Origin of the sequence: Olsenella sp. An188 (assembly GCF_002160255.1) — a bacterium.
Taxonomy (GTDB): Bacteria; Actinomycetota; Coriobacteriia; order Coriobacteriales; family Atopobiaceae; genus Thermophilibacter; species Thermophilibacter avistercoris.
Genome location: NZ_NFKF01000001.1, coordinates 83,929 through 105,796 on the forward strand (window position 1 = coordinate 83,929; position 21,868 = coordinate 105,796).

At 70.8% G+C, this 21,868-nt stretch carries 23 protein-coding genes and 2 tRNA genes; 23 read left to right on the forward strand and 2 right to left on the reverse strand.

Features of this window, described 5'->3' with window-relative positions; genetic code table 11:
- The first annotated feature begins 10 nt into the window (after positions 1–10).
- The 19 genes from rplS to B5F23_RS00505 all read left to right on the forward strand — a co-directional run bounded on the left by rplS (position 11) and on the right by B5F23_RS00505 (position 18,454).
- Positions 11–355, forward strand: a complete 345-nt coding sequence (rplS, locus tag B5F23_RS00415) for a 50S ribosomal protein L19 (RefSeq protein WP_087350257.1) — start codon at positions 11–13, stop codon at positions 353–355.
- A gap of 68 nt (positions 356–423) precedes the next feature.
- Positions 424–1,212: a ribonuclease HII gene (locus B5F23_RS00420; RefSeq protein WP_087350260.1), complete on the forward strand. Its 789-nt coding sequence runs from the start codon at positions 424–426 to the stop codon at positions 1,210–1,212.
- Positions 1,213–1,389: 177 nt separating this feature from the next.
- Complete coding sequence (locus B5F23_RS00425; protein ID WP_087350263.1) at positions 1,390–1,842, forward strand: YraN family protein; 453 nt, start codon at positions 1,390–1,392, stop codon at positions 1,840–1,842.
- Positions 1,842–3,332, forward strand: a complete 1,491-nt coding sequence (locus tag B5F23_RS00430; protein ID WP_087350266.1) for a YifB family Mg chelatase-like AAA ATPase — start codon at positions 1,842–1,844, stop codon at positions 3,330–3,332. The genes B5F23_RS00425 and B5F23_RS00430 overlap by 1 nt, the downstream gene beginning before the upstream one ends.
- A 10-nt stretch (positions 3,333–3,342) precedes the next feature.
- Positions 3,343–4,242, forward strand: coding sequence for a DNA-processing protein DprA (locus tag B5F23_RS00435; protein ID WP_087350269.1), 900 nt, complete (start codon positions 3,343–3,345; stop codon positions 4,240–4,242).
- 36 nt (positions 4,243–4,278) lie between these two features.
- Complete coding sequence (trmFO, locus tag B5F23_RS00440) at positions 4,279–5,616, forward strand: methylenetetrahydrofolate--tRNA-(uracil(54)-C(5))-methyltransferase (FADH(2)-oxidizing) TrmFO (protein WP_087350272.1); 1,338 nt, start codon at positions 4,279–4,281, stop codon at positions 5,614–5,616.
- Entirely contained in the window at positions 5,613–6,536 is a 924-nt protein-coding gene (locus B5F23_RS00445; protein ID WP_087350275.1) for a tyrosine recombinase, read from the forward strand. Before trmFO ends, B5F23_RS00445 begins: the two co-directional genes overlap by 4 nt.
- Positions 6,537–6,746: 210 nt before the next feature.
- Positions 6,747–7,508, forward strand: coding sequence for a 30S ribosomal protein S2 (gene rpsB, locus B5F23_RS00450; RefSeq protein WP_087350278.1), 762 nt, complete (start codon positions 6,747–6,749; stop codon positions 7,506–7,508).
- Between the two features lie 36 nt (positions 7,509–7,544).
- Positions 7,545–8,420 (forward strand): translation elongation factor Ts, encoded by an 876-nt coding sequence (tsf, locus tag B5F23_RS00455; protein ID WP_087350282.1) that lies wholly within the window; start codon positions 7,545–7,547, stop codon positions 8,418–8,420.
- A 178-nt stretch (positions 8,421–8,598) separates the two neighbouring features.
- Positions 8,599–9,321, forward strand: coding sequence for a UMP kinase (gene pyrH, locus B5F23_RS00460; protein ID WP_087350286.1), 723 nt, complete (start codon positions 8,599–8,601; stop codon positions 9,319–9,321).
- 3 nt (positions 9,322–9,324) lie between these two features.
- Positions 9,325–9,870: a ribosome recycling factor gene (gene frr, locus B5F23_RS00465; protein WP_087350290.1), complete on the forward strand. Its 546-nt coding sequence runs from the start codon at positions 9,325–9,327 to the stop codon at positions 9,868–9,870.
- Between the two features lie 6 nt (positions 9,871–9,876).
- Positions 9,877–10,656, forward strand: a complete 780-nt coding sequence (locus B5F23_RS00470) for an isoprenyl transferase (RefSeq protein WP_087351333.1) — start codon at positions 9,877–9,879, stop codon at positions 10,654–10,656.
- Entirely contained in the window at positions 10,653–11,600 is a 948-nt protein-coding gene (locus B5F23_RS00475; protein ID WP_087350293.1) for a phosphatidate cytidylyltransferase, read from the forward strand. Before B5F23_RS00470 ends, B5F23_RS00475 begins: the two co-directional genes overlap by 4 nt.
- Positions 11,597–12,790: a 1-deoxy-D-xylulose-5-phosphate reductoisomerase gene (gene dxr, locus B5F23_RS00480; protein WP_087350296.1), complete on the forward strand. Its 1,194-nt coding sequence runs from the start codon at positions 11,597–11,599 to the stop codon at positions 12,788–12,790. Before B5F23_RS00475 ends, dxr begins: the two co-directional genes overlap by 4 nt.
- A complete protein-coding gene (locus tag B5F23_RS00485; RefSeq protein WP_087350299.1) occupies positions 12,787–14,172 on the forward strand; it encodes a site-2 protease family protein in 1,386 nt (461 codons plus the stop codon). The genes dxr and B5F23_RS00485 overlap by 4 nt, the downstream gene beginning before the upstream one ends.
- A gap of 9 nt (positions 14,173–14,181) precedes the next feature.
- Positions 14,182–15,261: a flavodoxin-dependent (E)-4-hydroxy-3-methylbut-2-enyl-diphosphate synthase gene (gene ispG, locus B5F23_RS00490; RefSeq protein WP_087350302.1), complete on the forward strand. Its 1,080-nt coding sequence runs from the start codon at positions 14,182–14,184 to the stop codon at positions 15,259–15,261.
- Between the two features lie 126 nt (positions 15,262–15,387).
- Complete coding sequence (locus B5F23_RS00495; RefSeq protein WP_087351337.1) at positions 15,388–17,085, forward strand: proline--tRNA ligase; 1,698 nt, start codon at positions 15,388–15,390, stop codon at positions 17,083–17,085.
- A 79-nt stretch (positions 17,086–17,164) separates the two neighbouring features.
- A complete protein-coding gene (locus B5F23_RS00500) occupies positions 17,165–18,193 on the forward strand; it encodes an alpha-hydroxy-acid oxidizing protein (RefSeq protein ID WP_087350305.1) in 1,029 nt (342 codons plus the stop codon).
- Positions 18,194–18,220: 27 nt separating this feature from the next.
- Positions 18,221–18,454 (forward strand): LysR family transcriptional regulator, encoded by a 234-nt coding sequence (locus B5F23_RS00505; RefSeq protein ID WP_087350308.1) that lies wholly within the window; start codon positions 18,221–18,223, stop codon positions 18,452–18,454.
- Positions 18,455–18,536: 82 nt separating this feature from the next.
- On the opposite strand, the gene B5F23_RS00510 is transcribed toward B5F23_RS00505, so the two are convergent.
- Positions 18,537–18,612: transfer RNA gene (locus B5F23_RS00510), tRNA-Ile, on the reverse strand.
- Between the two features lie 45 nt (positions 18,613–18,657).
- Positions 18,658–18,733, reverse strand: a tRNA-Ala gene (locus tag B5F23_RS00515).
- 230 nt (positions 18,734–18,963) lie between these two features.
- On the opposite strand from B5F23_RS00515, the gene B5F23_RS00520 reads away from it, so the two are divergent.
- The 4 genes from B5F23_RS00520 to B5F23_RS00535 all read left to right on the forward strand — a co-directional run bounded on the left by B5F23_RS00520 (position 18,964) and on the right by B5F23_RS00535 (position 21,702).
- Entirely contained in the window at positions 18,964–19,311 is a 348-nt protein-coding gene (locus tag B5F23_RS00520; protein ID WP_241145751.1) for an RNA polymerase sigma factor, read from the forward strand.
- A 38-nt stretch (positions 19,312–19,349) separates the two neighbouring features.
- Entirely contained in the window at positions 19,350–19,784 is a 435-nt protein-coding gene (locus B5F23_RS00525; protein WP_087350314.1) for a hypothetical protein, read from the forward strand.
- 90 nt (positions 19,785–19,874) lie between these two features.
- Complete coding sequence (locus B5F23_RS00530; RefSeq protein ID WP_087350318.1) at positions 19,875–20,801, forward strand: ABC transporter ATP-binding protein; 927 nt, start codon at positions 19,875–19,877, stop codon at positions 20,799–20,801.
- The gene (locus B5F23_RS00535) at positions 20,794–21,702 is read left to right on the forward strand and encodes a hypothetical protein (protein WP_087350320.1); all 909 of its coding nucleotides are present in this window, start codon (positions 20,794–20,796) and stop codon (positions 21,700–21,702) included. Before B5F23_RS00530 ends, B5F23_RS00535 begins: the two co-directional genes overlap by 8 nt.
- Positions 21,703–21,868 lie beyond the last annotated feature (166 nt).

Sequence of the window (21,868 nt, forward strand, 5' to 3'; positions counted from 1 at the left end):
AGGAAAGAGCATGGACTACATTCGCGCAATCGAGCGCCAGCAGATCCGCGAGGACATCCCCGCCGTCCGCGTTGGCGACCACGTCAAGGTGCACTACCGCATCGTCGAGGGCGACCGCACCCGCGAGCAGGTCTTCGAGGGCGACGTCATCCGCATGAGCGGCGCCGGTGCCCGCGAGACCTTCACCGTCCGCAAGATCAGCTTCTCCGTGGGCGTCGAGCGCACCTTCCCGCTGCACAGCCCCAAGATCGCCAAGCTCGACGTCGTCCGTCACGGTGACGTCCGTCGCGCCAAGCTCTACTACCTCCGCGACCGCGTCGGCAAGGCCGCCCGCATTCGCGAGAAGCGCGACTAGGCAATCGCACCACGTTTTTGTCGAGCCGCCCCCGCGCAGGGGGCGGCTCTCTTTGTATGGAGGCAGCCATGTCCGTCATCTCACGTCCCGCGACCGCCCGAGAGGTCGTCGGGATGCTCTCCGACGCCCCACTCGATGAGGCGCGCGAGCTCGTCGAGCGCTACCGCGAGGACCCGCGCAAGCAGGTCATGCGTGCCGTGGAGGTCGCGCGTCGCCGCATCGAGCGCGAGGAGGCCGAGCGGGACCGCGTCGAGGCGATGTACGCGCTCGAGCGCGAGCTCGGCGGGGATGGCGTCGTCGTCGGCGTGGACGAGGTCGGCCGCGGTGCGCTGGCGGGGCCGCTGACGGTTGCCGCCGTGCGGCTCCCCGCCAGCCCGATCGTCTGGGGGCTCAACGACTCCAAGCAGCTCACCCCCTCCCGACGCGAGGCCCTCGCCGCGCAGATCGCAGACGTGGCGCTCGCCATCGGCATCGCGCACGTGGAGCCCGCCTCGATCGACGCCCTCGGCATGGCGCTGTCGCTCAGGCAGGCCATGGCGCGCGCGGTGGGCGACACCGGGCTCGACCCGGACTGCGTGCTCATCGACGGCAACCCCGTCCACGCGCACCCAGCGGAGCGCTGTCTCGTAAAGGGCGACGCCCGCGTCGCCTCGATCGCCGCCGCCTCGATCGTGGCGAAGGTCACCCGAGACGCGCTCATGGTCGCCTACGACGAGGAGTACCCCGGCTACCACCTCGCGGAGTCGAAGGGATACGGGTCCGCAGAGCACATCGCCGCCATACGCGAGCGGGGGCTCACGCCCATCCACCGCGTCTCGTTCTGTGGAAACTTTCTCGAGACCGCGCGCCTGTTCTGAGCCCCCGTTTTTGACGCACCGGCCACGTCCCGCTGCGGGCGAGCCCCTTGAGCTGCGGCGCGGTATGCCGCCCGCCTTGAGGGCGAAGCTGCGCGGAAGATAGCCGCAAGCCAGCCGTAAGCCTCGTGCAAGCCTCGCCTGCCATGCTCTGCTGACCACAAGGAAGTGGAGGCAGACATGGAGACGACAGTGGGAACGCAGGGTAGCTGGCAGATTGCGCCGTCCCAGGCCGAGACCTGGGGCGACCCGGGCGCGGGCGGGGCCCGCGAGCTCGGGTCGCGCGGCGAGGACGCCGCGGTGAGGTCGCTCGAGCGCCGCGGCTGGGAGGTGGTCGAGAGGAACTGGCGCTGCCAGCTCGGCGAGGTCGACATCGTGGCTCGCGACCCGGACGGGCAGCTCGCGCTCGTCGAGGTCAAGACGAGGAGCTGCCCCCAGGGGGCGCCCGACCCCATGCCTGAGCTCGCCGTCGACGACGAGAAGGCGCGCAGATACGTGAGGCTGGCGGGGGTCTACGGGCAGGCGCACCCCGAGGTCGGCTCGGTCCGCTTTGACGTCATCGCCATTACCGCGACAGGCGACGGGCACGCGCACCTGCGCCACATCAGCAACGCCTTCTGCGGGGGCATGTGATGGACGGCGGGTCCGCAGTCACGCTCGCGGCCTCGCTGCGCGGGGTCACGGCGAGCCTCGTCAACGTCGAGGTGAGCACCTCTGGGGGCATCCCGGGGCTCGACGTGGTCGGCATGCCCGACTCCGCCGTGCTCGAGGCGCGCTCGCGCGTGCGGTGCGCCCTGCGCGCCTGCGGGTTCGAGCTGCCCCGGCTCCACGTGACGATCAACCTTGCCCCCGGCGAGCGCCGAAAGACGGGCACGGGCTACGACCTCGCCATCGCCGTCGCCATCCTCGTCGCGACCGGCCAGCTCCCGCCGTCCGTCGCCGAGGGCGCCCTCTTCCTCGGGGAGCTCGCCCTCGACGGGACGGTCTGCCCCGTCAGGGGGGACATGGCCTACGCGATGCTTGCGCGCGAGAGCGACCTCACGCTCGTGACCTCTGCCGAGAGCCCCCTCGCGGGAGCCTGGGCGGAGGGTTCCAGGGCGCTCGTCGATCTCGGCGAGCTTCGTCTGGGCCTGGGGGCCCTGCCACAGCTCGGCTCCCTCGCGCCCGCCCCTGCGACGGAACCGGCGACCGAGCTCGACTTCGCCGACGTCGTCGACCAGGAGCTCGCCAAGCGCGCCATGACGATAGCGGCCGCGGGGCGACACGGGCTGCTCATGGTAGGCCCGCCGGGATCGGGAAAGACGATGCTCGCGCGCAGGCTGCCCACGATCTTGCCCCCGCTCAGCGAGGAGGAGCAGGCGCAGGCTCTTCTCGTCTACTCGGTCGCCGGGCAGGACGCCGGGCAGCTCGCCTGCGGCAGGAGGCCCTTTCGGGCTCCTCACCACTCCATCTCCCTCGGTGGACTCGTCGGGGGCGGGCGACCGGTCACGCCGGGGGAGATTTCGCTCGCGCACGAGGGCGTCCTCTTCCTCGACGAGCTTCCCGAGTTCGCGCGCGGCGCGCTTCAGGCGCTCAGGCAGCCGCTCGAGGACCATGAGGTGAGGATCGTGCGCGTCGACGGGGTCCACACGTTCCCGTGCGACTTTCAGCTCGTCGCCGCGGCCAACCCCTGCCCGTGCGGCCACCTCGGCGACCCGGGGCACGAGTGCACGTGCCCGCCGGCGAAGGTCGCCGCCTACCAAAGCCGCGTCGGCGGCCCCCTCCTGGACCGCATCGACGTCGTGGTGGACGTGGCCAGGCCGTCCACCGCGAAGGTCATCCGCGGCCAGTCCGGCGTGGGGTCGAGGGAGCTCGCGGAGCAGGTCGAGGCCGCACGCGAGTTCAGGGGCTGGAGGGAGCGCCGTGACGGGCGGTCAGCGCGCGGGGCGCTCGAGTCTGCCCGCCTCGACCCGCGGGCGCAGGCGACCTTCGAGAGCCTTGCCGAGGGGCTCGCCCTCGGCGGGCGCGCCATCGTGAGGGTGAGCCGCGTCGCGCGCACCATAGCCGACCTCGCCGGACACGAGCGCGTGAGCGAGGATGACGTCGTGGAGGCGCTCGGCTTCAGGTCGCGCGGCATGGGGTAGGGAGGAAGTCATGGGTTCATCGCGTGGTGACTGGGTCATGGAGCGCGGGGCACGGGGGTGGCCCTCCGCGCTCGAGGACCTCCCCAGCCCACCGGAGCGCCTCTTCGGCAGGGGAGACCCCGGGGCGCTCCTCGGGCCGTGCATCTCGATCGTCGGCGCCCGGAGGGCGACGCCCTACGGGGAGGCGGTCGCCGAGATGGCCGCCCGCGTCGCGGCCGAGTGCGGAGTCACGGTCGTCTCCGGAGGTGCCATGGGGTGTGACCGCGCCGCCGGCATGGCCGCGCTCGCCTCGGGCGGGAGGACGGTGGTGGTCTCGGGGTGCGGGGCCGACGTCGTATACCCGCAGGGATCGAGGGACCTCTTCGAGGGGGCGGTCTCGGGCGGTGGCGCGGTCGTGTCGATGGAGCGCTGGGGGGCTGGGCCTCGGCGATGGGCCTTCCCGAAGAGAAACGCCGTCATAGCGGCCCTCTCCGAGGTGCTCGTCGTGACCGAGGCGGGCGTGCGCTCGGGGACCATGTCGACCGCGGACGTGGCGTCCGAGCTCGGAAGGATCGTCTACGGGATCCCCGGGTCCATCTTCTCCCCAGGCTCTGTGGGAACGAACCGGCTGATCGCCGAGGGTGCCCGCGTGATCGCCGACGAGCACTCCCTCGCCCTGGCGATCTCGCTCGACTACGGGGTCGCCCGCTTCTCGCGGGAGGGCGAGCGCAAGGAGATGGGGCCGGTCATGTCCGCCCTCGTGGCCTCCCCCTCCCGGCCCGACGAGCTGGCCGCGCGCCTGGGGGAAAGCGTGCTGACCGTCCTCAGGACCCTGACCGACTTCGAGGCCCGCGGGCTCGCGGAGCGCCTGCCCGACGGGAGATACTGCGCCACGCGCGCCTACGTCTTGGGGCAGAATAGGGGTACGTGAAGAGGTCGGCGCGCGGCGCCGGGAGGGGAGAGGTGCATGGGGCAGGTCGTGAGCGTCGTCGGGGGAGGCCTCGCCGGATGCGAGTGCGCGCTGCAGCTCGCGCGCAGGGGGGTCGCCGTCCGTCTCTACGAGCAGCGCCCGGGCCACCCCTCGCCCGCGCATCATACCGGCGCGCTCGCGGAGCTCGTCTGCTCGAACTCGCTCAAGTCGACCAAGCCCGAGACGGCCGCGGGGCTGCTCAAGGACGAGCTCGACCTCATGGGATGCTCCCTGCTCGCCTGCGCCAGGAGCAGCGCCGTGCCCGCCGGCGGCGCCCTCGCGGTCGACCGGGACGCCTTCTCCGCGGAGGTGGGGCGCCTTGTGGGGGAGGAGCCCCTGATCGAGCTCGTGCGCGAGCGCGTCACGCGGATCCCCGAGGGCCCGTGCGTCATCGCAGCCGGCCCACTGTGCGCCGACGAGCTGTTCGACGCAATCTCCGGGGCCGTGGGTGGCTCGAGGATGAGCTTCTTCGACGCCGCCGCACCCATCGTCGACGCGGACACGCTCGACCGCGACGTCGTGTTCGAGCAGTCCCGCTACGGGGGCGAGGGGGGCGGAGACTACCTCAACTGCCCGATGGGGCGCGAGGAGTACGACGCGTTCATGGAGGCGCTCCTCGGCGCCGAGCGCGTCGTGGCCCGCGAGTTCGAGCAGGCCGACCTCTTCTGCGCCTGCCAGCCCGTCGAGGAGGTGGGAAGGACCGGGCACGACTCCCTGCGCTTCGGCGCGATGAAGCCCGTCGGCCTCACGGACCCTAGGACGGGGCGGCGGCCGTGGGCGGCCGTGCAGCTTCGCGCCGAGAACGCCGCGCGCAGCGCCTACAACCTGGTGGGCTTCCAGACCAACCTGACCTGGCCCGAGCAGCGGCGCGTCTTCCGCATGATCCCGGGGCTCGGCGGGGCGGAGTTCCTCCGCTACGGCGTCATGCACAGGAACAGCTTCGTCGACGCGCCCCACGCGCTCGACGCGACCTTCAAGATCCCCGGCACGCAGGCGCGCCTCGCGGGGCAGATCACGGGGACCGAGGGCTACGTCGAGGCGATCGCCTCCGGGCTGCTCGCCGCGCTCAACACCTACGCCGAGCTCGTCGGCGCCGAGCCCGTCGCGCTGCCCGCGACGGGCGCGCTCGGCTCCCTCGTCGCCTACGCAACGGACCCGCAGACCAGGGACTACCAGCCCATGCACGTCAACTACGGCCTCGTCCCCCCGCTGGCCGACCCCCCGAGGGGCAAGGCCGAGAAGCGCGCCGCGCTCGCCGCGCGCGCCCGCGAGGACCTTCGCCGCTACCTCGCGGCCCGACGCGACCTGTTCCCGGACGGGGGCGCGAGGCCGTGAGCGGGGGCCGCGAGGACGCCCTCGCGGAGTTCGAGGGGCTCGTCGAGCGCTACTGCCGGTACCTGCTCGAGGTGCGCGGGCTCTCGGACAACACCGTGCGCTCCTACCGGGCGGACCTCGCCTCCTACGTTTCGTGGGTGCGCCGGCGCGGCGTCCGCCCGCTCGCGCCCACCCACCGCGAGCTCAGGGGCTACCTCGCCGAGCTCGCCCGCGCGGGCTACGTCCCCCGCACGCTGAACCGCCGGCTCTCCGCGCTGAGGGGGCTCTACCGCTGGCTCGTGAGGGAGGGGGCGTGCGAGGACGAGGCCGCCTCCGTGGTGGCGAGCCCGAAGCTCGCCAGGACGCTCCCGCGAGCGCCGAGCGATGCCGAGGTCGACCGCCTGCTCGGCTCGGTTGGTGACGGCTGCCCCGTCGACCTGCGCGACCGCGCGTTTCTCGAGCTGCTCTACGCGAGCGGCGCGCGCGTGTCGGAGGTGTCGCGGCTCGACGTCTCCGACCTCGACCTCGCCCAGGGTCAGGCGAGCCTGTTCGGCAAGGGCTCCAAGGAGCGCATCGTCCCGCTCTACGAGACGGCGCTCGGCTGGCTGCGCCGCTACCTTGACGAGTCCCGCCCCGTCCTTCTCGCCCGCGCCAAGGATCCGACCGAGGCGCTCTTCCTCTCCACGCGCGGCCGGCGCATGTCGGCCGACGCGCTGCGCACGGCGTTCGAGAGAAGGGTGACCGAGGCCGGGCTCGACCCGGCGACGACGCCGCACGCGATGCGCCACGCCTTCGCGACTGAGCTCCTCGACGGGGGCGCGGACCTCAGGAGCGTCCAGGAGCTCCTCGGCCACGAGAGCCTCTCCACGACGCAGGTCTACACGCACCTGTCCGTCGAGCGGCTGCGCCGAGCGGCGGAGGGCGCCCACCCGCGGGCGTAGGCACTCGTGGAGGTTGCGTTTGCGCTCGACAGCGGCCCCGCGAGCCGCTATACTCTCGAGCGTTGTGCACAAGCACGGCATGTCGCGCGCCCGCGCGGCACCATCACACACGCGCGACGACTCGTGCGCCGTGGTGCCCCCTGGTTAGCCAGCTAGGGGGTGGCGCATAGGGGATGACCTCGCGCGGAGGACCAACCACAGGAGGTTACCATGGCTAAGATCACCATCCAGACCCTGCTCGACGCCGGCTGCCACTACGGTCACCAGACCCGCCGCTGGAACCCCAAGATGAAGTCCTACATCTTCGGCGAGCGCAACGGCATCTATATCCTCGACCTCAAGCAGACCATGATCGGCGCCGACCGCGCCTACACCTTCCTCAAGGAGACGGCCGCCAAGGGTGGCACCGTGCTCTTCGTGGGCACCAAGAAGCAGGCCCAGGAGGCCGTCGCCGCCCAGGCCGAGCGCTGCGGCATGCCCTACATCAACCAGCGCTGGCTCGGCGGCATGCTCACCAACTTCGTGACGATCCGCGCCCGCATCAGCCGCATGGAGGAGCTCGAGGCCATGGTCGAGGACGGCCGCATGGCGCTGCTGCCCAAGAAGGAGCAGGCGGTCCTCACCAAGGAGCTCGCCAAGCTGCAGGCCAACCTCGGCGGCGCCCGCACCATGACCTCCCTGCCGCAGGCCATCTTCGTCGTTGACACCAAGCGCGAGGAGATCGGCGTCCGCGAGGCCAACCGCCTGCACATCCCGGTCGTGGGCCTGCTCGACACCAACTCCGACCCCGACGTGATCGATTACGGCGTGCCCGCCAACGACGACGCCATCCGCTCCGTCTCGCTGATGTGCGAGCTCGCCGCCGACGCCATCCTCGCCGGCACCGGCAAGGAGCAGATCACCGCCGAGGAGATGGCCGCCACCACCGAGGCCGAGCCCGCCGCCGAGGCCGAGGCCCCGGCTGCCGAGTAGTCCAGCCACCGCACGACACGAGTAGAGGAGAAGATAATGGCTCAGGTTACCGCCGCCCTCGTCAAGCAGCTCCGCGAGATGACCGACTCCCCGATGATGGAGTGCAAGAAGGCCCTCGTCGAGGCAGATGGCGACATCGACAAGGCCGTCGACATCCTTCGCACCATGGGCATCGCCAAGGCCGTCAAGCGCGCCGGCCGCGACACCAACGAGGGCACCATCGCCACCTACGTCTCCGACGACGCCAAGGTCGGCGCCCTTCTCGAGCTCACCTGCGAGACCGACTTCGTGGGCACCAACCCCAAGTTCTGCGGCTTCGCCCTCGACCTCGCCAAGGTCGTCGCCGACAACGACCCGGCCGACCTCGAGGCCCTCAAGGCCTGCGCGATGGGCGAGTCGACCGTCGAGGCCGAGCTCACCGAGATGATCCACGTCATCGGCGAGAACATGAAGATCACCCGCTTCCAGCGTGTCGAGGCTGCTGACGGCGCCCTCGGCAGCTACGTGCACCTGGGCGGCAAGCTCGCCGACATCGTGACCTTCAAGCTCGGCAAGTCCGAGACCGCCGCCTCTGACGAGTTCAAGTCCTTCGCCCACGACGTCGCCATGCAGATCGTGGCCGCCGCGCCCGTCGCCGCCCGTCGCGACGACGTGCCCGCCGACGTCATCGAGCACGAGCTCTCCATCTACAAGGCGCAGGCCGCCGAGTCCGGCAAGCCCGAGGCCATCCAGGAGAAGATGGCCCAGGGTCGCCTCGAGAAGTACTTCAAGGAGAGCGTCCTGACCGAGCAGGAGTTCGTCAAGGACAGCTCCGTCACCGTCGGCCAGCTCGCGAAGAACGTCGGCAAGTCCCTCGGTGACGACATCGAGGTCATGAGCTTCGTCCGCTACGCCTTCGGCGAGACCGAGTAGGCTCACAAGCAACGCACTTCGCGCGGGGCCGGCGAGCAGTCGCCGGCCCCGTTCGTGTGCGAAGCGGGGGCGCTCGCCCGCGCGGGCGCGGCCCCGGGCGCGCTTTTGCTAGAATCACGTGACGAACACGAGGGGGCGCGACATCGCGCTCGCAGGCATCGAGGAAAGAGAGGCCGGCTTGTCTGACATCAAATACGGACGCGTGCTGCTCAAGCTCTCCGGCGAGGCCCTGATGGGGTCCCAGGCGTACGGAATCGACCCGGCGGTGCCCCAGCGCCTCGCCGAGGAGATCAGGCCCGTCTGGGAGGCCGGCGTGCAGGTCGCCATCGTCGTGGGCGGCGGAAACATCTTCCGCGGCCTCTCCGGCGCCGCCGCGGGCATGGACCGCGCCCAGGGCGACAACATGGGCATGCTCGCCACCGTCATCAACTCGCTCTCGCTCCAGGACTGCTTCGAGCGCAACGGCATGGACTGCCGGGTCATGAGCGCGATCGAGATGCGCCAGATCGCCGAGCCCTACATCCGTCGCCGCGCCATCCGCCACCTCGAGAAGGGTCGCATCACCATCTACGCGGCCGGCACCGGCAACCCCTACTTCACCACCGACACCGCAGCCGCCCTGCGCGCCTGCGAGATCAACGCCGAGGTCCTGATGAAGGCGACCAACGTGGACGGCATCTATGACGCCGACCCCAGGAAGAACCCGGACGCGCGCCGCTTCGAAACCATCAGCTACCGCGAGGTCCTCAACCGCGACCTCAAGGTCATGGACGCGACCGCTACGGCGCTGTGCCACGACAACAAGATGCCCATCATGGTCTTTGACATCAAGCAGCCCGGCGTCTTCATGAAGGCCGTCCGGGGGGAGCACGTAGGAACCACCGTCGTCGAGGAGGACTAGGACATGAGCGAGCACACCGACAAGGCAAAGAGGTCCATGGAGAAGTGCGTCGAGGCCCTCAAGGCCAACTTCGCGCGCGTGCGGACCGGCCGCGCCAACCCGCACATCCTCGACGCGATCAAGGTCGACTACTACGGCCAGCCCACGCCCATCACGCAGCTCGCCGGCGTCAAGGTCCCCGAGGCCTCGATGCTCGTCGTCGAGCCGTGGGACAAGAGCTCCCTGCGCGCCATCGAGAAGGCCATCGAGGGCTCCGACCTCGGCATCACCCCGTCCAACGACGGCGTCTGCATCCGCCTGCCCTTCCCCAAGCCCACCGAGGAGCGCCGTCGCGAGCTCGCCAAGGAGTGCAGCCAGATGGCGGAGGAGGGGCGCGTCGCCGTCCGCAACGTCCGCCGCGACGCAAACGGCCGCATCGAGCGCGACGAGGAGCTCTCCGAGGACGAGCAGGCGCGCGAGAAGAAGGCCGTGCAGAAGCTGACCGACACCTACGTCGCCAAGGTCGACGAGCTTCTCAAGGCCAAGACCGCGGAAGTGATGGAGATCTAGGTGCGCATGGACCTGGACAAGCTTCGGGCCTACTACGCAGACGCCCCCGCCGACATCGCCCTGGACGACGTCGACCTCGGGCGCATCCCGTCGCACGTCTCCATCATCATGGACGGCAACGGCCGCTGGGCTCAGGCGCGCGGCCTCGACCGCTCCCGCGGGCACGTCGCAGGCGTCGACTCGCTGCGCGAGGCGGTCACCACGAGCGTCAGGCTCGGGCTCGACGTCCTGTCCGTCTACGCCTTCTCGACCGAGAACTGGAGGCGGCCCCAGCGCGAGGTCGACCTGCTCATGCACCTCTTCGCCACGACGCTCGTCAAGGAGCTGCCGCTCTTTCACCAGGAGAACGTCCGCCTGCGGTTCCTCGGGGACCTCGAGGCGCTGCCGGAGCGCACGCGCAAGGTCTTCTACCAGGGGCTCGACGAGACCGCAGACCACGACGGCATGACGTTTGCGCTTGCGGTCAACTACGGTTCGCGCTCCGAGATCGCCCGCGCGGCCCGCGAGGTCGCCCGCGAGGTCGCCGCCGGGCGCCTCGGCGTCGACGAGGTCGACGAGGGCGCCATCGCGAGCCGCCTCTACACCGCGGGGCTGCCTGACCCCGACCTGCTCATTCGCACCTCGGGCGAGCTCAGGCTCTCCAACTACCTGCTCTGGCAGCTCGCCTACACCGAGTTCTACGTCACCGACACCCTCTGGCCGGACTTCTCGCGCTGGGACTTCCTTCGCGCCGTCGCCGCCTTCCAGGGCCGCTCCCGGCGCTTCGGGGGAGTGGTGAGCTCGTGAGCGTGCGCGGCGAGTCGGGGGGCGAGGACTCCCGCGGAACCGGCCTCGACCGCCAGATCGCGCGGCTTGAGGACCGGCGCGCCTCGAAGGAGGACGCGCGCGCCGCGGGAGACCTCAAGGGCCAGAAAGTGAGGAGCTCCGCCGAGCGCCTTCTCACGCGGAGCACCTCGGGGGCCATCTACGCCGCCCTGACACTCCTGTGCCTGACCGTGGGACCGCTCACCACGACGCTGCTCATCGCGGCCGAGGCGTGGCTGTGCTGCTCGGAGTTCTTTCGCATCTGCCGCATGGGCGGCCGAATGCCCAACGAGACGATCGGCCTCGCCGCCGCGCTGCTCTTCCCGGTCGCCGCGTACGCCAACGGGCTTCTCGCCTGCGCCCTGGTCATCTTCGTCCTGCTCATGGCCTGCGCCGCCTGGTACGTCTTCGCGCCGCGCGCCAACATCGCCGACGTCGCCGCGACCGCCTTCGGGCCGCTCTACACGTCGCTCGCCTTCTCGAGCATCGTGCTCGTGCGCATGTGCGACGGCGGGCCCGCCGGAGCCATCCTGACGCTCGGCGTCATGTTCTCCATCTGGGGCAACGACGCGATGGCCTACCTCGTCGGCTCCGCGATCGGCTCCCACAAGCTTGCGCCCCGCATCTCGCCGAGCAAGAGCGTCGAGGGGTTCTTCGGCGGCATCCTCGGTTCGGTCGTGGTGTGGGTGGTCGTCTCGCTGCTGGTGAGCGAGCTGAGCGTCGCCTGGGCCGTCGTGTGCGGCCTCGTCGTCGGCTTCGCCGCCGTCATCGGCGACCTCTTCGAGTCGCGCCTCAAGCGCGGCGTGGGGGTCAAGGACTCCGGCAACCTCATGCCGGGGCACGGCGGCCTCCTCGACCGCAGCGACTCCATGCTCTTCGGAGGCATGGCCGCCTACTTCCTGCTGCTCTTTGGAGGCATCCTGTGACAACCTCTGCCCGCGACGCGCGCCCGGCTCCGGAGCGCCTGCGCGTCGCCGTACTCGGCTGCTCCGGCTCCATCGGTACGCAGACCCTCGACGTCTGCCGCCGTCACGCCGACCGCCTCCAGGTGGTCGCGGTCTCCGTCAGGTCCTCGGTCCGCCAGCTCGTCGCGGCGGCCCGCGAGTTCGGCTGCGCCCACGTGGCCGTGGCCGATCCCGGCCGAGCCGCCGACCCCGCGCTCGCGGAGCTGCCAGATGGCTGCGAGCTCTCCTTCGGGCAGCGGGCGGTCACCGACCTCGCGACCCTTCCCGAGGTCGACGTCGTCGTGAACGCGCTCGTCGGCTTTGCCGGCATCCACGCCGGCTTCGCGGCGCTCTCGGCGGGCAAGCGGCTCGCCTACGCCAACAAGGAGTCGATCGTCTGCGGCGGCGACCTCATGATGCCGCTCGCGGCCCCCGGGCAGATCGTCCCGGTCGACTCCGAGCACAGCGCCATCTTCCAGTGCCTGGTCGGCGAGCGCCCCGAGGACGTTGAGCGCATCTGGCTCACCTGCTCCGGCGGTCCCTTCTACGGTCGCGGGCGCGACGAGCTTGCCCGCGTGAGCGCGGCCGACGCCCTCGCGCACCCGACCTGGTCGATGGGCGACAAGATCACGGTCGACTGCGCCACCCTCATGAACAAGGGGCTCGAGGTCATCGAGGCCCATCACCTCTTCGCGCAGCCGGTCGACTCGATCAGGGTCCTCGTGCACCGGCAGAGCAAGATCCACTCCATGGTCGAGTTCGTGGACGGCGTCGTGAAGGCGCAGCTCGGCAGCTCGGACATGCGCGCGCCCATCCAGTACGCGCTCAGCTACCCCCAGCGCTGGGGTGCGAGCGCGCGGCGCGTCGACTGGTGCGTCGAGGACCCGTTCACCTTCGGCGAGGCCGACGAGGCCGCCTTCGGGTGCCTCGCCCTGGCGCGGGAGGCCGGTCGCGCGGGGGGAACGCTGCCGTGTGCCATGAACGCGGCCAACGAGGTCGCGAACGCAAGCTTCCGCAAAGGTCTGTGCGGCTTTCTCGACATCGAGCGCGTCGTCGGGGCCGTCATGGATGAGACGAGCGTCGAGCGGGTAGAGAGCACAGAGCAGCTTGACGAGGTCGACGCCCGCGCTCGCGAGCGGGCTCGCGCACTTCTCGCGGAGGTCAGCATTTGAGCACCGTCACGAACGTCGTCTCGGCCGTCTTCTGGGGCGTCCTTGTCCTCTCCGTCCTCGTGTTCGTCCACGAGGGGGGTCACTACCTCGCCGCCCGCGCGCTCCGCGTGCGCGCGACCGAGTTCTTCCTTGGCCTGCCGTGCCGCGTCAAGCTCTCGCGCAGGAGCCGCAAGGTCGGCACCGAGTTCGGCGTGACCCCGCTGCTCCTCGGCGGCTACACGAGGATCTGCGGGATGGAGGGTGCCGACGACGAGCTCCTCGCGCCCGCGCTCGCCCTCGTGATGGAGCGCGGGCGCGTCCGCGCCGACGCCGTCGCGCGCGAGCTCGGCGTCGACGAGGACCGAGCCTACGGGCTTCTCGCCACGCTCTGCGACTGGGCCTCGATCAGGCCCTACTACGACCCCGACCTCGGCGAGACGCCGGGACAGAGCACCTACCCCGCGGCCTTCGAGACGCTTTCGCGCGACGGTCGCGGCCTCACCGAGTACGACCGCGACCACGACTTCTCCCTTCCCGGCTACACCGAGGCCGGGGCGCCCCACGAGCTCGGCTCGACTCCGGAGGAGTTCCTCGCCCGCGAGCGCTCCCGCACCTACCAGGGGGTCGGCTTCCTCAAGAGGGTCGCAATGCTGGTCGCCGGCTCGCTCGTCAACGTCGTCCTCGCGTTTCTCATCGTCACCTGCGCCTTCATGGTGCGCGGCACCGACTACGTCCCCAACGTGAGCACGCTCGGGGGCGTCTCCCAGGGTTCGCTCGCCGAGCAGGCGGGGCTTGTCGCCGGCGACCACGTGACCTCGGTCGCGGGCGAGCCGGTCGACACCTGGGAGGGGCTCGTCGGCGCCGTCCGCGCGAGCCTCGAGCGGGGAGAGGACTTCGCGATCTCCTACGAGCGCGACGGAGTCGCTCGCGAGGTCACCATCGACCTGCCCGAGGGCCAGGAGGTCGACGAGATCGGCGTCCTCGCCCCGGTCGAGACCTACTACCCGAGCCTCCCGGAGGCCGCCGGGGCGACGCTTGACTACGCCGGCCAGGTTGCGGGCTACGTGGCCCAGCTCATCCAGCCCGCCCACACCATGGAGGTCCTCGACCAGTCTTCCTCGATCGTGGGCATATCCGCCATGGCCGCCGAGGCCGCCTCGTCAGGCGCCTACACCCTCATGATGTTCGCGGCGGTGATCTCCATGTCCCTCGGCTTCATGAACCTGCTCCCGGTGCCCCCCTTCGACGGCGGCAAGATCTTGATCGAGCTCATCCAGCTCGTCATCCGCCGGCCGCTGTCCGTCCGCGCGCTCAACTTCCTCAACCTCCTTGGCATGGCTTTCATCGTCTTCGTCTTCGTGGTGGTGCTCAGAAACGACATCCTGCGCTTCGTGATCGGGTAGGTGGTTGGCATGACGGCAGAGAAGAACCCCGTGGCTCGCGAGCTCACGCGTCCCGTGAGGGTGGGCGACGTCACCGTGGGGGGAGACGCCCCCGTCTCGGTGCAGTCGATGTGCACGACCGACACCGCGGACGCCGACGCGACGCTCTCCCAGATCGCGCGCCTTCGCGCCGCGGGCTGCGAGATCGTGCGCGTGGCGGTCCCCAACGCGGCGGCGCTCGACTCCTTCGGGCGCGTGTGCGCCGAGTCGGAGCTGCCCGTCGTCGCCGACATCCACTTCGACCACCGCCTCGCCATCGAGGCGTGCCGCCGCGGCGCCTCCGCGCTGCGCGTCAACCCGGGAAACATCGGCAGCTGGGAGCGCGTCGACGCCGTCATCGACGAGGCGGGCGCGGCGGGGATACCCATCCGCATCGGCGTGAACGCCGGCTCGCTCGACCCCGCCTTCGCCGAGAGGGGCGACCTCACGCAGGTCGAGAAGCTCGTGGGCTCGGCGGCCTCGTTCGTCGAGCACTTCCGCGCGAGGGGATTTCTCGACGTCGTGCTCTCCGCCAAGGCCCACGGCGTGGTGACCACCGTCGAGGTCAACCGCGCCCTGTCGCGCGAGCTGCCCGACGTTCCGCTGCACGTTGGCGTCACCGAGGCGGGCGGCGCGCGTCAGGGCACGGTCAAGAACGCCGCCGCTGTCGGCGCGCTGCTCATGGAGGGCATCGGAAACACCATCCGCCTCTCGCTCACGGCCGACCCGGTCGAGGAGGTCAACGTGGCCTGGGACCTGCTCTCCGCCGTCGGGCTCCGCCGCCTGCGCCCGGAGATGGTGAGCTGCCCCACCTGCGGGCGCTGCCAGTGGGACCTCATGGGCGTCGCCGCCGAGGTCGAGCGCCGGCTCGCCGACGTGCGTGCCCCCATCTCGGTCGCCGTCATGGGCTGCGTGGTGAACGGCCCCGGCGAGGCGCGCGACGCCGACATCGGGCTCGCCGGCGGCCGCGGCAGGGCCGTGCTCTTCGCGGGGGGCGAGCCCATCCGAACCGTGGACGAGGCCGACGCCGTGGACGAGCTCTTCTCCGAGATCGACCGGCGCTTCTCGTAGGGCGTCCACTCGCCGGGGCGCGGCGCACGCAGCGAGAGGAGCGTCGCTGGCTCGCTTGTCGTAGAATCAGTCTCTGCGAACAGACGCGCTCAAAAGGAAGGACCCCACGTGAAGCGCTACGAGAAGATGAGCAGGCTCTACGCACCGACGCTCAAGGAGGACCCCGTCGAGGCAGAGCTCGCGAGCCACCGGCTGCTGCTGCGCGCCGGCATGATCCGAAAGACCGCCGCCGGCCTCTACAGCTACCTGCCGCTCGCCTGGCGCTCGATCCGCAAGATCGAGGCCGTCATCCGCGACGAGATGGAGGCAATCGGCGCCCAGGAGATGATGGTGCCCATCCTCACGCCGGCCGAGCTCTGGCACGAGTCAGGCCGCTGGGACGCCTACGGCCCCGAGCTCATGCGCATCTCCGACCGCCACGACCGCGCCTTCGCCCTGGGTCCCACGCACGAGGAGACCTTCACCGACCTCGTCAAGAACGAGCTTCGCTCCTACAAGCAGCTCCCGTGCACGCTCTATCAGATCCAGGACAAGTTCCGCGACGAGATGCGCCCGCGCTTTGGGCTCATGCGCGGCCGCGAGTTCATCATGAAGGACGCCTACAGCTTCTCTGCCACGCAGGAGTCGCTCCAGGAGGTCTACGAGGACCAGAAGGCGGCCTACGCGCGCGTCGCCGAGCGCTGCGGCATCCGCGCGCTGCCCGTCGTGGCCGACTCGGGCCAGATCGGCGGCGACACGTCCGTCGAGTTCATGGCGCTCGCCGACGCGGGCGAGGCCGAGCTCGTCTGGTGCGACTGCGGCTTCGCGGCCGACGTCGAGGCCGCCAGCACCTCGGTGCCCGTGACCGAGGGTCCCGGCGACGGCACGCTGCAGAAGGTGCACACCCCCGGGCTCGGCTCCATCGAGGACGTCGCCGCCTTCTTCGGCTTCCCGGAGAACGGCACGCGCAAGTCGCTCGCCCTCGTCGCAGAGGACGGCACGCGCGTCGTGGCCATCGTCCCCGGCGACCACGAGCTCAACGACATCAAGGCGAGCCACCTCTTCGGCGCCTACCACCTCATGAGCGACGAGGAGCTCGAGGAGGCAGGCCTCTTCAAGGGGTTCATCGGCCCCGTCGGCCTCCCCGAGGGGATCCGCCTGGTCTGCGACGAGTCCCTGCGGCAGTCCACCTCGTGGACCTGCGGCGCCAACGAGGTGGACTACCACTTCACCGGCGCCTGCCCGGGCCGCGACTTCACCGTCGACGAGTGGGCCGACCTCGTCTCCGTGCGCGAGGGCGACCCCTGCCCGCACTGCGGCGCACCCCTCAAGAGCGCGCGCGGCATCGAGATCTCCCAGGTCTTCCAGCTCGGTACCAAGTACTCCGAGGCCATGGGTGCCACCTTCGCGGACGAGAACGGCGTGGAGAGGCCCTTCCTCATGGGCTGCTACGGCATCGGCGTCTCCCGCACGCTGGCCGCCGTCGTGGAACAGCACAACGACGAGCACGGCATCTCCTGGCCCGTCTGCGTGGCCCCCTACGAGGTCGAGGTCGTTCCGCTTGCCGTGGGCGACGACGTGGTGACCCCGGTCGCCGAGCGCGTCGTCGAGGAGCTCTCCGCTGCCGACCTCGAGGTCCTTCTCGACGACCGTAAGGAGCGCCCGGGCGTCAAGTTCGCCGACGCGGACCTCATCGGCATCCCGTACCAGGTGATCCTTGGCAAGCGCGGCGTTGCGAACGGCGTGGCCGAGGTCAAGGTCCGCGAGACCGGCGAGCGCTTCGAGGTGCCCCTGGACGAGGTCGCCTCGTGGCTCTCGGAGCGCGTGGTTCCCGCCCGCGCGTAGGGGCGCCCCCCAGACCCAGATCACATACGTGCCCCGGTTGGCCTCGGCCTGCCGGGGCACGCCCCCAGAAAGGACAGCGATGACGTACTCGGAGCTCGCGGCCGCCGCGCGCGGCCAGATCGGCCCCTTCTGCAAGGCGTGCCCCACCTGCGACGGACGCGCGTGCGCCGGCGTGATGCCCGGCCCCGGCGACAAGGGAGTCGGGCGGGTGGCGCGCCGCAACTGGGAAGCTTGGCAGGACGTCCGCGTGAGCATGGACACCCTGCACGAGTCCTGGGCGGCCGACACGCGCACGACGGTGCTGGGGCGCGAGCTCGCTCTGCCCGTCATGATCGGCCCCGTCGGCGACGTCCAGCGCCACTATGGCGAGAAGTACGACACGGTCTCCTACAACCGCCGCGTGCTCGAGGCAGCGGCAGGGGAGGGCACGCTCGCCTGGACCGGCGACGGCCTCGACGCCTCCATCATGGCCGAAGCCTGCAGCCTCATCGCCGAGCTCGGAGGCGCCGGCGTCCCCACGGTCAAGCCCTGGGACGAGAAGACCCTCGCCTCCAAGCTCGACCAGGCGCTCGCCGCGCATCCGGCCGCCGTGGCCATGGACATCGACGCGGCGGGGCTGCCCTTCCTGCGCGGCCAGGAGCCGCCCGCTGGCGCCAAGTCGGCCGCGCAGGTGGCCGAGGTCGCCGCGCGCTGCCATGAGGCCGGCGCGCCGTTCGTCCTCAAGGGCGTGATGACGCCTGCGGCCGCCGAGCGCGCCGCGGCGGCGGGCGTGGACGCGATCGTGGTCTCCAACCACGGCGGGCGCGTGCTGGACGGCACGCCGGCCACGGCCGAGGTGCTCCCGAGCATCGTGGCGGCCGCGGGCGAGAAGGTCGAGGTGCTCGTCGACGGCGGTGTGCGCAGCGGCCTCGACGTCTTCCGCGCGCTTGCCCTGGGCGCCCGCGCGTGCCTGGTGTGCCGCCCCTTCGTGGTGGCCGCCTTTGGCGGGGGAGCCGACGGCGTGCGCGCCTACCTCGGTGAGCTGCGCTCGGGCCTCGCCGACGCCATGGAGATGTGCGGCGCGGCCACGACGGCCGACATCACGCGCGAGCTGATCTGGAACGCCTGAGGGCGGCGCGTCGTGCGCGGGAGCGACATGCTCGACGAGCGGATCGTCTTCTTCATGACGGTCGTCGAGGAGGGGTCCTTCTCGGCCGCCGCCCGCAAGCTGCTCGTGTCCCAGCCCGCGGTCTCGCAGCGCGTCTCCGCGCTCGAGGCTGCGGTCGGGGCGCCCCTCTTTGACCGCAGCGGGTACCGGCCCTTACCCACGGAGACGGGACGGCTGCTCTACGAGGGCGTGCACGCCATCAACCTCGCCTGCGACGGCTAGGGGGACCGTCCCGCGAGGGGGCGCACGTTTTGCAACTGATTGAAAAAGGCCAGAGGGACCATCCCTCTGGCCTTGTCGTTTTTGGTGGGCCCTGAGGGATTCGAACCCCCAACCCAGGGATTATGAGTCCCCTGCGCTAACCGTTGCGCCAAGAGCCCGTAGTATGAAAAAGGCGGCGACCGAAGCCGCCGCCATTGTTCACATGGTGGAGATAAGGGGGTTCGAACCCCTGACCTCGTGACTGCCAGTCACGCGCTCTCCCAACTGAGCTATATCCCCGTGCGTTGGTGCGGGAAATACTATAGCCAGCCGCCCGTCGTGGGTCAACCCCCTTTTTTGATCAGAGCGGCGCCGGCGGCGTCGGGATCCCAGCGCGAGGCGACATCCGTTCGAAGATGAATCGCGGAAGCTTGCGTGCAAACTTGGCCGTGCGCGCGTCGTCTGAAATATTCTCGAGGGGCGCTCAAAAAGTCGGGCCAGGCCGTTATAGAGGGTGGGGAGGTGAGCGCGTGGAGCAGGGCGTCGAGAAGATCGTGAGCGAGCGCTACGCGGACGTGCTCGCCTACTGCCGCAGGCACACCGCCTCGCCCGAGGAGGCGGCCGACGCCTGCCAGGAGACGTTCCTGCGCTTCGTGCGGCGCGCGGGCGCCTACCGCGAGCGCGGGAAGCCGCTCGCCTACCTGCTCACCATAGCCCGCAACGTCTGCGTCGACCTCGCGCGCGCTCGGTGTGAGCCGCTTTTCCGCCGGCCGCATGATCCGTTCGGCGCTCGACACGCTGGCGTTTCTCGCCACGCAGGCTCGCTTCGTGCGGCCGGGCTGCTGGCTCGTGCTCGCAGGCTGCCTCGCGCTCGCTGACGCTGCTCACCGGGCTCGTCTCGGCCAAGGGTCACAACATGGTTGAGCTCGAGGGCGCCTGCGCCTTCAACGCGCACGCCGTGGCCTGCGCGCGGCTTACGGTCCTTGGCTGCGCGTCTGCGCTGACGCTCTTCGCCTGCGCCCTGCTCTGTGCCTCCGCCCAGCCCCTGTGGCTGCTTGCCGCCCATGCGGCGGCCCCCTACTTCCTCTCCTGCGCCGGCGGCCTCCTCGTGGCGAGAAGGTCCTCGAGCGCCGGCGCGCTCGGCGCGACCGTGACCTGGGCGCTCGGCGTGTGTGCCGCCTGCGCCGTCCTGCACAGCGTGACCCCCGTCCTGCTCCAGGCGGGCTCGGCGGGCGTCTGGTGCGTCGCCGCAGCGGCCTCGGCCCTGTGGTGCGTGCGCGAGACCGCCCTGTGGCTCAGGCACGCCGCGTGCCCCTTCGAGCCCGCCCGTGCACGGAGCGCGGCCCTCTAGCGCCGCGGGCGCGACCATCGACGACCCCGCGCCCCGGGCCCGGGCGCAGACCCATACCAAAACCGAACGAACCCCGAGGAAGGGAGAACCATGGAACTGACCCTCGACCGGCTCACCCGCGAGTTCGGTCCCAAGATCGCCGTCGACCGCGTGAGCGCGCGGCTCACCCCCGGCGTCTACGGGCTTCTCGGCGCAAACGGGGCCGGCAAGACCACGCTCATGCGCATGGTCTGCGGCGTGCTGCGCCCCACCTCCGGCGAGGTGCGCTACGACGGCGCCCCCGTCTCGCGCCTCGGCGACGCCTACCGGGCGCGCCTGGGCTACCTGCCGCAGGATTTCGGCTACTACCCGGAGTTCACGGCGCTCGACTTCATGGAGTACGTCGCCTCGCTCAAGGGCGTCGACCGCCGTCAGGCGCGCGAGCGCTCGCTTCAGCTGCTCGACACCGTTGGCCTGGCGGGGGAGGAGCGCCGCCGCATCCGGACCTTCTCGGGCGGCATGAAGCAGCGCCTGGGCATCGCCCAGGCCGTCCTCAACGAGCCGGAGGTCCTCGTGCTCGACGAGCCCACGGCGGGGCTGGACCCCAAGGAGCGCGTGCGCTTCCGCAACCTCATCGCGAGCTTCGCCAAGGACAAGATCGTGCTGCTCTCCACGCACATCGTCTCGGACGTGGAGTACATCGCGGACCAGATCGTGATGATGCGCGCCGGTCAGATCGTGCTCGAGGGCGCGCCCGACGAGGTCGTCCGCGCCGTTGCGGGCAGGGTCTGGGAGGCCCGCGTGGGCGCCGCCGAGGCCGACCGGCTTGCCGAGCGGCTCACGGTGGGCAACGTCCACTACCTCGAGGGAGGCGAGGCGCTCGTGAGGATCGTCTGCGACGAGCGGCCCGTGGAGGGCGCATGCCCGGTGGACCCCACGCTCGAGGACCTCTACCTCCACACCTTTGCCGACGGGGCCGCGCAGGCAGCAGACGCGCGGCGTGCGGCGCGCCACGCAAGGGGAGGTCGCCATGCCTAGGATCATGTTCTTCGAGCTCAAGAAGATGCTCACGAGGCGCGTGGCGCTCGTCGTGAACGTGGGCGTGCTCGTGATGCTGTGCGGCATCATGGCGCTCAACGTGGTGCAGGCGCGCTTCGCCCTGAGCGATGGCTCATTCATCGGCGGGCCCGCGGCCATACAGGCCGCGCGAGAGGAGCGCGCGGCCCGCGCCGGCCAGCTCAGCGTCGAGCGCATCCTGTCCGACGTGCAGGGCTACCGCGAGCTCGTGCTGTCCGAGCTCGACGCGGCGGACCTCCTTGAGATGACCGACGCAGCCGCCTACAGCGCGGCGGCGCAGGCCTTCACCGACGAGCAGTTCGACACGCTCTACGACCCATACTGGTCCTGGCTCATGTCGCCCTTCCGCCGCTCGGGTGAGGAGCCCTACCAGACCGCTGTGCGCGTGAGCGACGAGGAGTTTGCGGACTACTACGAAGCCGTGGCGCAGCTCGCGCAGGACACCCTTGACGAGGGGCAGGGCGGCTCCTGGGAGTACACCACTGCCGAGCGCGCCTACTGGACGGACATGGAGGCGAGCGTTCCCGAGCCCGTCTCCTACGGCTGGGCAGGCGCGTGGGACAACATCGTGAGCTGCGTGGCGTTTCTCGCCTTCGCGATGCTCGCGGCTCGTGGCGGCCAAGGTGGCGGCGTCGCTTCTCTACGCCACGGTCTACTTCGCGCACGCGCTCCGCGCTCGCGGTCATCGTGGTCGACGTCGTGGTGGTCTTCCTCACGGGGATGGTGCCCTCGGGTGGCTCGGGCATCCTCGAGCACCTGCTCAGGCTCTTCCCGATGGGCTTCTCCAACTTCTCCACGCTCTTCACGTCGCTCACGTCCTACCCGGTGGGTCCCGTGGTGCTCGACCTCGCCGGCGCGGTGACGGTGACGTGGCTCGCGCTCGCGATCGTGGCGCTGCCGCTCTCCGTGGTGTCCTGGAGGCGCCGCCAGGTGGCGTAGCCCCGGTTCACTCGGGCCGGCCTCGCATAACCCCCCCGATTCGCATGCAAACATGCGCAAAATGCGAGGGGTATGCGTGGTCGGCCCTT